The 12,095-nt window shown below is 61.3% G+C and carries 15 protein-coding genes; all 15 read right to left on the minus strand.

Annotation, left to right across the window (positions count from 1 at the left end; translation table 11 throughout):
* Positions 1–106: 106 nt before the first annotated feature.
* A complete protein-coding gene (gene flhB / locus FO488_RS18075) occupies positions 107–1,156 on the minus strand; it encodes a flagellar biosynthesis protein FlhB (protein WP_149211835.1) in 1,050 nt (349 codons plus the stop codon).
* Between the two features lie 3 nt (positions 1,157–1,159).
* Positions 1,160–1,954 carry a flagellar biosynthetic protein FliR gene (fliR, locus tag FO488_RS18080; RefSeq protein WP_149211836.1) on the minus strand — a complete coding sequence of 265 codons (795 nt, stop codon included), beginning with the start codon at positions 1,952–1,954 and terminating at the stop codon, positions 1,160–1,162.
* A gap of 88 nt (positions 1,955–2,042) precedes the next feature.
* On the minus strand, positions 2,043–2,312 hold the full coding sequence (gene fliQ / locus FO488_RS18085; protein WP_149211837.1) for a flagellar biosynthesis protein FliQ: 270 nt from the start codon (positions 2,310–2,312) through the stop codon (positions 2,043–2,045).
* Between the two features lie 59 nt (positions 2,313–2,371).
* A complete protein-coding gene (fliP, locus tag FO488_RS18090) occupies positions 2,372–3,124 on the minus strand; it encodes a flagellar type III secretion system pore protein FliP (protein WP_149211838.1) in 753 nt (250 codons plus the stop codon).
* An 11-nt stretch (positions 3,125–3,135) separates the two neighbouring features.
* Positions 3,136–3,549 carry a flagellar biosynthetic protein FliO gene (locus tag FO488_RS18095; protein ID WP_149211839.1) on the minus strand — a complete coding sequence of 138 codons (414 nt, stop codon included), beginning with the start codon at positions 3,547–3,549 and terminating at the stop codon, positions 3,136–3,138.
* Positions 3,546–3,845 carry a flagellar motor switch protein FliN gene (fliN, locus tag FO488_RS18100; protein ID WP_149211840.1) on the minus strand — a complete coding sequence of 100 codons (300 nt, stop codon included), beginning with the start codon at positions 3,843–3,845 and terminating at the stop codon, positions 3,546–3,548. The genes FO488_RS18095 and fliN overlap by 4 nt, the downstream gene beginning before the upstream one ends.
* On the minus strand, positions 3,838–4,818 hold the full coding sequence (fliM, locus tag FO488_RS18105) for a flagellar motor switch protein FliM (protein ID WP_149211841.1): 981 nt from the start codon (positions 4,816–4,818) through the stop codon (positions 3,838–3,840). Before fliM ends, fliN begins: the two co-directional genes overlap by 8 nt.
* Before the next feature lie 16 nt (positions 4,819–4,834).
* Positions 4,835–5,377, minus strand: coding sequence for a flagellar basal body-associated FliL family protein (locus tag FO488_RS18110; RefSeq protein WP_149211842.1), 543 nt, complete (start codon positions 5,375–5,377; stop codon positions 4,835–4,837).
* Between the two features lie 153 nt (positions 5,378–5,530).
* A complete protein-coding gene (locus tag FO488_RS18115; protein ID WP_149211843.1) occupies positions 5,531–6,415 on the minus strand; it encodes a flagellar hook-basal body protein in 885 nt (294 codons plus the stop codon).
* Positions 6,416–6,511: 96 nt separating this feature from the next.
* The gene (locus tag FO488_RS18120; RefSeq protein ID WP_149211844.1) at positions 6,512–6,898 is read right to left on the minus strand and encodes a TIGR02530 family flagellar biosynthesis protein; all 387 of its coding nucleotides are present in this window, start codon (positions 6,896–6,898) and stop codon (positions 6,512–6,514) included.
* A gap of 8 nt (positions 6,899–6,906) precedes the next feature.
* Complete coding sequence (locus FO488_RS18125) at positions 6,907–7,569, minus strand: flagellar hook assembly protein FlgD (RefSeq protein ID WP_149211845.1); 663 nt, start codon at positions 7,567–7,569, stop codon at positions 6,907–6,909.
* Positions 7,570–7,590: 21 nt separating this feature from the next.
* The gene (locus FO488_RS18130; protein WP_168206097.1) at positions 7,591–9,654 is read right to left on the minus strand and encodes a flagellar hook-length control protein FliK; all 2,064 of its coding nucleotides are present in this window, start codon (positions 9,652–9,654) and stop codon (positions 7,591–7,593) included.
* Positions 9,655–9,747: 93 nt separating this feature from the next.
* On the minus strand, positions 9,748–10,308 hold the full coding sequence (locus FO488_RS18135; protein ID WP_205743304.1) for a hypothetical protein: 561 nt from the start codon (positions 10,306–10,308) through the stop codon (positions 9,748–9,750).
* The gene (gene fliJ / locus FO488_RS18140; protein ID WP_240732047.1) at positions 10,308–10,751 is read right to left on the minus strand and encodes a flagellar export protein FliJ; all 444 of its coding nucleotides are present in this window, start codon (positions 10,749–10,751) and stop codon (positions 10,308–10,310) included. Before fliJ ends, FO488_RS18135 begins: the two co-directional genes overlap by 1 nt.
* Positions 10,752–10,773: 22 nt before the next feature.
* Positions 10,774–12,087, minus strand: a complete 1,314-nt coding sequence (locus FO488_RS18145; protein WP_149211849.1) for a FliI/YscN family ATPase — start codon at positions 12,085–12,087, stop codon at positions 10,774–10,776.
* Between the last annotated feature and the right edge of the window lie 8 nt (positions 12,088–12,095).

The raw sequence follows: 12,095 nt of genomic DNA on the forward strand, positions 1-12,095 counted from the left end.
AGCCAGTGAAAACGCTTCTTCGGCGGCGATGCACCGCCCATCGCCCACGTGTCAATTCCTTGAAATTGTCATAATTTTGACCTGCATCGCGCCCCCGCCGCCAGCGCTACATCTTGCCCTTCAGGCGGTACACATAGGCCAGCACCTCCGCAACCGCGGCATAGAGCGACTCGGGGATCGGGGCATTTTCGTCCACCTGGTCGTACAACTCCCGGGCCAGGAACCGGTTTTCCACCAGGATGACCTTGTGCTCCTTGGCGATTTTCTTGATGGCCTGGGCCATCACGTCAGCCCCCTTGGCAATGACCACCGGGGCGAGCATCCGCTCCCGGTCGTACTTGAGGGCCACGGCGTAGTGGGTCGGGTTGGTGATGACGACGTCGGCGGTCGGGACGATCTTGATCATCCTGCGCCGCGCCATCTGGAACTGCATCTTCTTGATCTTGCCCTTGATCTCCGGCGAGACGTCCTGCTCTTTCGTCTCTTCCTTGACCTCCTGCTTGGTCATCTTGAGGTTGTCGATGTAGCGCCACTTGACGTACATCATGTCCAGGACGCCGAGCACGATCAGAACCCCGCAGGCGTGGGTTATGATCTGGAAGGCGATGTGCCCCACATAGGTGATGATCGTCTCGATGTCGGCCGCGGCCAGAAACGCGATGTTCTGGCTCTCGTCCTTCATGACCCGGTAGGTGACGTAGCCCACCACCAGGAGCTTGAGGAGCGACTTCACCATCTCCATCAGCGCGTCCTTGTTGAAGAGCCTGCCGAAGCCGTTCATGGGGTTGAGCCGCGTGATGTCGAACTCGAGGCGCTCGGTCCGGAAATCCATCTGCCCGTTGTCCTGGATGATATTCGCCAGTATCGCCGTGACGATGACGGTGATCACCAGGGCAAAGAGCTTGAGCGACAGCGTGTACATGTTGGACTCGGTCAGGTCGAAGGTGCCCATGGTGCTCAGGATCGCCACCATGTGCTTTTTCAGGCCGTCCATCATGTAGCTGCCGAAGATGTAGAGACTGACGATCCCGGCCAGCAGGGTAAGCGACGAGGTGAGCACCTGGCTTTTGGGCGGTGCCCCCTTTTTCCGTGCTTCGCTGAGTTTTTTTGCCGTCGGTTGTTCTGTTTTGGAGTGCTTGTCGGAATCTTCCGCCAGGTGTCATCCCCCCTTTGCCATCAGCCGGAACAGGGTATCGATCTGCCCCTTCAGGTTGCCGAATGACACCTCCAAAACATGGAAAAAGATCAGCAGCGTTCCCCCCATGATGAGGAAGCCGAGCCCGATGTTCAGGGGCATGCTGACGATGAAGATATTCATCTGCGGAAAGGCCCGCGCCATGACGCCCAGGGCCACGCTGGCCAGCAGCAGGGCCACCATGACGGGCGCGGCCAGGCGGATGCCGATCACGAAAATGTCCGAGGTCCGCTGGATCAGGAAGGTGATCAGCTCGCCGGTAAGGTGCCATCCCCCGATGGGGATGACGCTGAAACTGTCCACGACGGCCCGGATGAAGACGTGGTGGACGTCCAGGGCCAGAAAGAGCAGCGTGGCGAACAGGCTCTGCAGGACGGACATGATCTGGACCTGGGTCCCCATGGTGGGATCGATGATCGAGGAGATCGTCAGCCCCATCTGTATGCCGACGATCTGCCCGCTGAACTCCACGGCCACAAAGACGATCTGGGCGATGAACGCCAGCGTCAGCCCGACCATCACCTCGCTCAGGGCCAGAAGCCCCAGCGTGAATGCGTCTGTCGGCATCGGCGGCGGCGTGATCTTCAGGACCGGGAAGCAGACCAGCGTGATCATGAACACCAAAAGCGCCTTGATGTTCATCGGCAGGCGGCGGCCGCCGAAGAGGGGCAGCGCGGCAAAGATGCCGGCCACCCGGCTCAGCACCAGGGCAAAGATGATCACCTCGCGCGGGGAGGGGAAGGGGAGGAGCGGCAGCATGCCCTAACCCCCCGCCTGCGGCCTGCTGGCACGCGGCTGTCCCGGGCTCGCCACGGGCAGCCCTTCATGGCAGCGGGCCGGCACCATGTCAGCGCCGCATGGTGGCGATGAAGGAGTACACCTCGCGGGTGAAATCGCTCATATAGCTCATCATCCAGGGGAAGAAAATGATCATGGCAACCATCACGGCGATGATCTTCGGGGCAAAGGTCAGGGTCGCCTCGTTGATGGAGGTCACCGCCTGGAAGATACTGATGAGCAACCCCACCACCAGGCTGAAGACGAGCAGCGGCGCGGCCAGCAGGAGCGTCGCCTCAAAGCTGCGGCGTGCGAGTTGAACGACGAATTCGGGTGTCATGGAAACCTCTGCGGGGCCCGGGGACGGGTACTGCCGCGGCCGTGCCCCGAGCCGTGTTGTTAGCCGAAACTCTTCACCAACGACCCTATTACCAGCCCCCATCCGTCGACCAGCACGAACAGGAGGATCTTGAAAGGGAGCGAGATCATGACCGGCGGCAGCATCATCATGCCCATGGACATCAGGACCGAGGCCACCACCATGTCAACCACGATAAAGGGGATGTAGATCAGAAAGCCGATCTGGAAGGCGGTCCGCAACTCCGAAATCATGAAGGCCGGGATGATGGTCAGGGTCGGGATGTCGTCGGCATTCTTGGGGCGCGGCAGCTTGGAGAGGCTCACGAACAGCGCCAGGTCCTTTTCCCGGGTCTGGGACAGCATGAACGTGCGCATCGGCTTGACGGCCCGCTCCAGTGCCTGGTCCTGGGTGATCTGCTGGGCCTTCCAGGGCTGGTAGGCCTCCTTGTTGATCTGCTGCCAAACCGGGCTCATAATGAAGAAGGTCAGGAACATGGAGAGCGCCAGGATGATCTGGTTGGAGGGCGCCTGCTGGGTTCCCATGGCGGTGCGCACGAAGGAGAGCACGACCGAGATCCGGGTGAACGAGGTCGTCATGATCAAAAGGCCCGGCGCCAGGGAGAGCACCGTCAGCAGCAGGAATATCTGGATGGTCATGGCGACGTCGCCCGGCTTGCTCGCCGTGCCGACGCCGATATTCAGCGAGGGGAACGGCAGCGGTTCGGCCAGGGCCACGGCGGCGGCCAGCAGCACCACGGCGGGAACCGCCAGAAAGCATACCCTTTTTGTCATACTGTTCATTTTCATGATCGTAGCCTGTCCAGAATCCCGGCAAAACCGGTTGCGGGGTCTTTCCCCTCCGGGAGTACCTCTATCTCTTCGAGCATATCGATGTGCTTGATGAGGCTGAGACGGTCGTCGGTACACGACAGGAGCAGGTACTCCCCGCCCACCTCAACGAGTATGAGCGCCTTTTTGGGGGCGATGTAGCGGCTTTCCACCAGGCGGATATGCCGTGTGGCGGAGCGGCCGGCCGTCACTCCCCGGGTGAACTTGTTGAAAAAATGCCACGTTACGAGGATCAGGCCAACAACAACGGCCAACGCGGCAATCATCTGGAGAAAGCTGGAGAAAAAGCTGAATTCCTGTCCGGTGGTGCTTTCGGCGCAGGCGATGGATGGCAGGCAGAGGAGCAGTGCGGTTACCGCACCTCTCACAAAATTTTCTCCACGCGCTCGTTGGGGCTGACGATATCGACCAGACGCACGCCGAACTTGTCGTTGATGACGACCGCCTCGCCCCGGGCCACAAGCTTGGAGTTGACAAAGATATCCAAAGGTTCGCCGGCCAGCTTGGTCAGTTCCACCACCGCCCCCTGGTTCAGCTGGAGCACGTCCTTGACCAGCAGCTTGGTGCGGCCCAGTTCCACGGTCACCTGCAAGGGGATGTCAAGGATGAAGTCGAGGTTCTTCCTATCCTGTTCCGACTCGTTCACTTCAGGCTTGTCACTCACTGCTGCCCCCTTTTATCTTGGTTATCTGGATTGCTTTGTTGCCATGGCGGATGCCGGGGACGCAATCATACTTCGGCATCCCTTCGACCTTGACCAGCAGTTCGCTGGAACAGGGTTTATCCAGCATGATCGTATCCCCCACCGCAAGGTCCAGCAGCTCCCGCAGGGAGATATTGGCATTGCCCATCTCCACGGAGATCTCCAGCGGGGCCTCGAGGATTTCGGACGAGAGCCGGTACGACCATTGCGGATCGATGGCCATCAGGTCGAACTGCATGCCCGCCTTGAGCTTGTCCCGTATGGGATCGATGGTCATGTAGGGAACGGCGAACACGATGTTCCCCACGGTTTCTTCGATCTGGATCTTGAGCGACATGGCCACGATCTGGTACTCGGGCGGGACGATGTTGACCAGGCGCGGGTTCATCTCCATGCGCAGCAGGTTCATGTGGGTCGCGTAGAGCGGCGCCCAGGCCTTCTCGAAATCCTGCAGGATGTCCTTGGCGATCTTTTCCACCAGCCGGACCTCGATGGAGGTGAACAGCCGGTTGACCACCGGTCCCTTGGAATTGCCGGCACCACCCAGCAGGCTGTCCACCAGGGAGAGCACCAGCGGGCTGTCGAAGGCGATCAGTGCCGCCCCCTTCAGCGGTTCGATCTTGAAGATGGCCATGCACGCGGGCGACGGCAGGGTCTGGAGGAAATCGTCGAACTTGTAGGAGCGGGCGCCGACCTTCTTGATCTCCACGACCTTCCTCAGCCGATTGGAAAGGGTGACGCGATTATAGCGGATCAGGCTGTCGTAGACGATGTCCAGGTTGGGGACGAACCCCTTGTGGGCCTCCGTGTTGAAGAGGTCGTAACTGACGGCAGTCCCTTCGGTTTTGGCCAGTTCCTTCTCCGGCTCGATCCTGCCGTCGAAGACGGCGTTGAGGAGCGCCTCGATTTCCGCTTTTGTGAGGATTTTTTCCATAATCGGCGGCGCGGCCCTACTGGACGACGAAATCGGTAAAGTAGATCTTGGCGACCTTGCCGGGTGGAAGAACCTTGTTTATCGCCCCCAGGATCTCTTCCTTGAGCTGGTTTTTACCCTGGACATCCTGGACATCCTGAAGGGTCTTGGCGCTCAACAGCACCAGGATCGAATCCCGGATGGGCGCCAGGCGCGCATCGATCTCCGCCTTGACCCCGACGCCGACCATCTCCATCTCCACCTTTACTTTGAGGTAGCGCAGTTCCTGGCCGTCGTAGATATTGACGATGAACGGTTCCAGGGGATAGATGTTGCTGGCGGCCGCGCCTTCCTTGCCGCCCGCTTCGCCCCCCTTGGCGCCCTCGGCCTTGGTTTCGGCCTTGCCTTCCACCTTGGCCTCGTCCTTGCCCTTATCCTTCTTGTCGCCCTTACCCCCCAACATGAAGACAACGGCACCCAGGATAACCGCTACTGCAACGGCAGCCCCGATGATGATAAACAGCTTCTTGTTGCCGCCTCCGCCTTCCGTTTCAACAGCAGCCTGATCGTCCTTGGCCATCTTCTTCCTCCGTGCTCATCAATGCTGATTCCAATGAAGTTGACAAGTAGTACCTTATTAAAACTAATTCGCCGCCAATGCAACCTATTAAACCGATGCGGAGGCGCGTTCTGCAACGCGGGACGCGCCTCCGCACACCTGCCGGCAGTTCGATTACCGCTTCAGGTTGATCACTTCCTGGGTCATCTCGTCCGCCGTGGTGATGGTCTTGGAGTTGGACGAATAGGCCCGCTGGGTGGCGATCATGTTCACGAACTCCGTCGCCATGTCCACATTGCTGTACTCCAGGTCGTTGGAGAGCAGCTTTTCGCTGGTGCCGTTGGCACTGGCGAAGACGCCGGTCGCCGGGGCCACCGGGGTGCCCGAGGAGGTGGTCAGCGTGAAGAGCGTCCCCCCCTGCTTGAGCATGCCCTGGGGATTGGGGATTTTGACCTCGGCAATCTTGACCGCCGTCGCGGCCGGCGTGGGCGCAACACCCGCCCCGGCATAGGCGAGGGTGGCCGTATTGCCGTTGGCGTCCGCATACAGGAGCGTGATGGTGCCGGTCGAATCGATGGCCGAAACCTTCTGGAACTGGAGCGTATTACCGCTGGCGTCCGTCGCCGTCTGGCTGAACACGATGGCGTTGCCGGCCGTATCGACCACCTTGTAGCCGTCGGGGTTCACCAGGCCGAGGCCGGTGCTGTCGAGCCGGAAGGAACCGGCCCGGGTGTAATATGCCGTCGAGGCGGTAGCCGTGGTGGCATTGGGGCTGGCCAGTACGAAAAAGCCGTCGCCCTGGATGGCCACGTCGGTCACGTTCGTGCTGCTCTCGTACGACCCGGCCGAAAACAGGTTGTCGATCTTCTGCACCTTCACGCCGGTGCCGATCTGGGAATTGTTGCCGACGTTCAGGGAAAGCATGTCGGAAAAGAGCGTACGGGAGTCCTTGTACCCGACGGTATTGACGTTGGACAGGTTGTTGCCTATGACGTTGATCGCATCGGCGTTGGCCAGAAGGCCGCTGACGCCGGTAAACATTGCGGATGTAAGACCCATGGTGATGCCTCCTTTATTCTTTGTGGGTTTGGGTGAAGCGCGTCAATCGGTCGGCGCTTCGGGGCTTCCTCAAGGAGGTCCAGCCCTGTTTCGTTATCAGATGATGACTGCTGAATCGATATTCGTGAACACGTTGCCCTGCATCTGGTTTCTGTCCAGTGCGGTTACCACGGTGCGGTTCGTGATGCTCACCACCAGTGCCGCATCCTTCATCATGACCAGAGATTCCTTGCCACCCTTTTGGGCCACGTTGTTGACAGCCCCTTCGAGGTTGGCGATGTCGTTGGCGGAGAGGACGATGTTGCGCGATTTGAGCCTCTCCTGGGCGTGTTGCGAGAACTTTACCCCCTGGGTCGGGAGCTTTTCATCCAGTACACGGGCAAACGAAGAATCCGAAACCTGTCCGCTCGTCGGTTGCTGCGGCTGGGGGCGTTCTTGCCTTCCCGGCTGGACGGGGTTTGGAAAAAATATCTGGTCTACCATTTTGCCGATTACGCCCCCTTAACGTTGATGACGTCGGACAAGGCCACGGACACGGAGCCGATGGTGAGGGTAGGGGTGCCGTTGACAAAGGCCACGCCGTCCACCGTGCCGGTCGTGTAGGTCGTCGCCGTCAGGGCGGAGCCGCTGGACGACGTGCTCGATACGGAGAAGGTGTAGGCTCCGGCCGGGAGCTGTGCCCCGCTGTTGTCGCGCCCGTCCCACGTATAGGTGTTGTCCCCCGCGGACTGCGCCGCGACGGTGGCGGTTCTGACCGTGTTCCCCGAGGCATCGGTGATCGTAATGGTGGACGATGCCGAGGCGCCGGAAAGGTTGTACTGGAGCGTTGCCGCCGACGTCCCGTCGAGCGCCACGCTGCTGCCGTTGGCCTTGACGGTCTTGCCGATGAACGACACGCTGTTCATGCTGGTCGTGTTGTTCTGGGCCGTGAGCAGGCTGGTCAGGTTCGTGTTCGTGTTATACGCCTGTTCCACCTGGGACATCTGGGCCAGTTGGCTCAAGAATGCCGAGGAGTCCTGGGGGTTCAGGGGGTCCTGGTTCTGCAGCTGGGCGATGAAGAGCTTCAAAAAGTCATCGCTGGTAAAGCCAAGGTCCTTTTTCATCTGGGCCGAGGCGGAGGTTGTATCGGTTGTCGATGTTACGCTGCTTACCATGAAGAATCACCTCTCTTTCTTTTAGAAATGAAGGTCCACCATCGTGTGCTGGGATGGTGCCTGGTACGCCAGCCGGCTTGCTGCCGCCGTTGCCGCAGCATCCGGCAGACGGTAGCCGCCTGACGCCAGCCAGGCGTTCTGCTGCTTTTGCTGGGCAAATTCGCGCCAGGCATCCTGCTGCTGCCCCTGGCCGGGGTTGCCGGCTCCACGACCGCCGGTCGTCACGTCGAAGGACTCCATGCTGATGTTCTGCCGCGCCAGCGACTCCTTGAGCGAGTCGGTATTTTGCAGCAGGGCGTCACGCACCATGCGGTTTTCCGCAACGATCTCGACCTTCAGACGTTGCCCGTCCATACTCAGATTAACCTTCAGGTCGCCGAGGTTTTCCGGCGAAAGCTTCAGAACGATCTGGTCGGTGCCCGTTTTGACCTCGTGATTCACGAGACGGTCCTTGACCTGCTGCATGATCTGGTCGGAAAGCTCGGACCGCTGCCCGTTGGTTTGAACCGGAGTCGCAACGCTGTTTGTGCTTGCTACGCTTACGCCTTCAATCTTCCCCTGCTGGTGTGCCGGGGTGGTGTGAACCTGACCGTTCGTGAACTGGTCCGCCGCACCTTGTTCGCCGCCGCTGAACTCGTCGCCGGTCGGTGCGTCGCCGGCCGATTGTGCCACGTCATTCACGGCACTTTCCACGGCCTTTGCCACCACGCCACGCTCAACGCGGGTCTGGAGGGTGTCCCCGCCAAGCTCCGCACTCTTTTTCCCGGCCTCGGACACAACTCCCGCCTGAATCGAGCGCGTTCCTTCGCCCATGCGGCTGGTGCGGGTGTCGGTGATTGCCGCCGCTTGGTCCGGCAGGTGCCCATCCGGGGAAACCGTTGCCGGGTCAACGAGAGCGGCCTCTTCCAAACGGGTATTCAGTGGGGCCTTCCCTGCGGAAGCCGGGAGGGTTCCCGCTGTCTGCGCATTCTGCGCCACTGGTGCCGGTGAAGCTGTTTGGGCCAGCTCCGCCGTGCTGCCGTCCTTCTGGGCGGGGTCCCCTGCCAGCGCGGCCTCAAGGGAGGCGGAGCGGGGCAGGATCACTGCCTGCTGCTGTTCTCCGTTCACCGGGGCTGGAGAGGAATGTACCGCCATGACCTCTGCGGAGACCGTCCCCGGTGTGCTGCTCGAACCGGCACGGGAGAATGCCGCCTCGCCGGCACTTCTTTTCTGCTCGCTCGGCGCTTGACCACGTTCTGTGGAAACGGCACCGGCTGTCACCGTCAGAGTGTTCTGCTCTGCCGCCATCACTACCGGCTGGACTGCCACCGGCTCCGTAACCGATGCCTCCTGCCGGGAGACACCCACCAAGGCGGCAAGACCTTGCAACAGGCTCTCCTTCGCCAGAACGGCCTGGTCGGCAGTGGCTGCCGTTTCGTTTCCGGCCGGCTTCTGCCCGCCGTCCACCCCCGCGGCCGGTGTTGCCGGGGTTCCGTCGCCATCGGTTGCGGCGGAAATTTCCTGCATCAGCGCAGCAAGCGTCTGCTGTGCTGTCGTGCCATCGGCCTGCAGCATTCTGCTGCCGTCCATCTGAAGCGCCACGACCGACCGGGCAGCGCCCGTTGTCGTGCCGACTTCCGCCACCAGCGCAGCAAGCGTCTGCTGTGCTGTCGTGCCGTCGGCTTGCAGCATTCTGCTGCCGCTCATCTGAACCAGCAGGGCCGACTGCACCCCGTCCGCATCCAGCGCCACATCCTGTGACTTCGTGTCCGAAGCGCCGGCCGTCGGCACCGCGACATCGGGCACCGTGCCCGCTGCCTGGGGCTTGGCGGTCATCTCCAGCGCACTCAGCAAGCCCGCCATCAACCCGGACATGCCATCCTGCACGGCCGTCGCTGCTGTGGCCTCGTCCTCCTTCTCCGACGCCGTAGCGTCTTTGCCGGCGGCTGGCCCAACCGCCCCCTGGGGCGCCTTCTGGGCCGTCATTCCTTGCAGCACTCCGATAAATTGACCGCCCGCCTGTTCACCCGCCTCCGGCAGTCCGGCCGCGGGGGAGGAAAACGGCACACCGGCCAGCGCTGGCGCACCGGCACTCGCCGGCATCATACTCATCTGTCCTGTATCCATTTTTGTCTCACCTCCTTTCCCGAAAGATTTTTTACAGGCAGGGACAGTTACATGCCCATAAAAGCCGATTCTCTATTTTCCCCGAAGATTTTCGCTGATCCACTTGACGACCCGCGGCTGGTTGATGAAGGGGGCCAGTTTCGCCACCGTCTTCGTGTCCAACCGGCTCAAGAGCGTCAGGGCCAGGTCTTCGTGCAAGCTGTCGATGAATTGGCCGGCCTGTTCGCCCCGCAGGGTCTTGAACAGTTTGACCATCTTCTGCACCTTTTCGTCCTGCTGTTTTTTCTGGGCCGTGGAGCGCACCTTCATGCTCTCATCGACCCTCTTTTTGCTCTCCTCCAGGGCCTTCACCTGGGCTTCGAGCTTGGCGCTGAGCTTTTTCAGCTCCTGTTCCTTGGCGGCCAGCGCGGACTCTTTTACCGCCAACTGCTGGCGGCGCGCGTCCTGGATGGCCTTTTCCTCGCGGGCGGCACGGGAGGCGTTGAACGGCTGCTCCTGCGCGGATTCTTTGCCCGCCGCTGCTCCTCTCCTGGCGGCGCCCCCGCTCTCGGCCCCGGCCACGGGGGGCAGCAGCCCCATGGCCAGACCGGTCGTGACGATGGCCGCCGTCAATAATCTGACCGGACGGGACATCACGGCTTGGGCCCCTTTTTCTGGATGGATATTTCGTCCAAAAACGCCTGTTCCTTCTGATCCATCATCTGTTTGAACTCTTTCGCCTTCTGTTCTTTGAGCGATTCCAGCACCTTTTTGTCCTTGGTCGCATCCAGCAGGAAATCCCGCCGATCGTTCATGATGGTGCCGAGCTGGTCGAGCCGTTCCTTTTGATGCTTGATGTCTTCGCGCTTGCGGGCGAAGAAGTCGGCGTACATGCGCATCTCCTGGATGCTTTCCAGTTCGCCCTGGCGGTGGCTGAATTCCTCGGCGAGGTTTGCCACACGCTCTTTCTCCCGCCTGAGCCGGTCCCCTGCGTGCTCGAACTCCCGCTTGGCGGTGGCAAACTCCTGCTTGCGCATCTTTTCGATCTCGCAGCGGTAGTTGAGCACCTGCTCCAGTTTGAAGCCATTGCCTTTCACAACGCTCACCTCGGTCTGCCGTTCAGGCCTCGAAAAGCTTCTTGAGCCCCTGAACTGCATCGAACATGGACACCGGGTCCTGGACGGCCTGCTTGAGGTAGGTCACCATGCCGTCATGGCGTGCTACAGCATAATCTATACCGGGGTTGCTGCCCGCCTTGTAGGCCCCGATGTTGATGAGGTCCTCGGACTGGCGGTAGGTTGCCAGGGCCTCCTTGAACTTGCCGGCCAAGTCCAGGTGCTCGCGGCTGGCCACATCCGCCATGACCCTGCTGGCGCTGGCCAGCACATCGATGGGAGGGTAGATGTTGCGCGCCGCCAGGCTCCGCGAGAGGACGATATGACCATCCAGGATGCTGCGCATGGCGTCCGAGATCGGCTCGTTGAAGTCGTCCCCCTCTACCAGCACGGTGTACAGGCCGGTGATGCTCCCGTCGGGGAAATTGCCGGTGCGCTCCAGCAGCTTGGGCAGGGCGGCAAAGACCGACGGCGTGTAGCCCTTGGTGGTCGGCGGCTCGCCGATAGCCAGGCCGACTTCGCGCATGGCCATGGCAAAACGGGTGGCCGAGTCCATCATCAGCAACACCTTCTTGCCCTGTTTCTGAAAATATTCGGCAATGGTGGTGGCGATGTAGGCGCCCCGCATGCGGACCAGCGGCGGCTGATCCGAGGTGGCGACCACCACCACCGTTTTTTTGAGCCCCTGCTCCTGGAGGTCCTTCTCGATGAACTCCCGGAGCTCGCGCCCCCGCTCGCCGATCAGGGCGATCACGTTGACATCCGCTTCCGTATAGCGGGCAATCATCCCCAACAGTGTCGATTTCCCGACCCCGGAACCGGCCATGATGCCGACCCGCTGCCCCTGGCCGCAGGTCAGGAGCCCGTTGATGCTGCGGATGCCCAGGTCGAGCGGCTTCCTGATGGGGGGCCGCGTCATGGGGTTGACCGGCGTTGCGTAGATCGGGTATTCCTCCTCCACCCTGATCGGCCCCTTGTCGTCTATGGGGTTGCCGAGCCCATCGATCACCCGGCCCAGCATCAGCGGCCCCACGCCCAGCGAGGCGTTTTCCCGCCGGACGGAGATGAGGCTGTCCAACCCCACCCCCCGCAACTCCCCCAACGGCATCAGGAGGGTCTTGTTGTTGCGGAAGCCGACCACCTCCGCCGGGATAGGCTCGCCGCTCTGGGGCCTGATCTCGCAGATGGCCCCCACCGAGGTATCCGGGCAATACCCCTCGATCACCAGCCCGACGACCTGGGTGACCTTGCCGTGCAGCTTGACCGGTTTGACGGACTCCAGCGCCGTTCGGTATCTCTTCAGGTTGAGGTGCGACATGCTCTCCC

Origin of the sequence: Geobacter sp. FeAm09, from assembly GCF_008330225.1 — a bacterium.
In the GTDB taxonomy this organism is placed as follows: domain Bacteria; phylum Desulfobacterota; class Desulfuromonadia; order Geobacterales; family Pseudopelobacteraceae; genus Oryzomonas.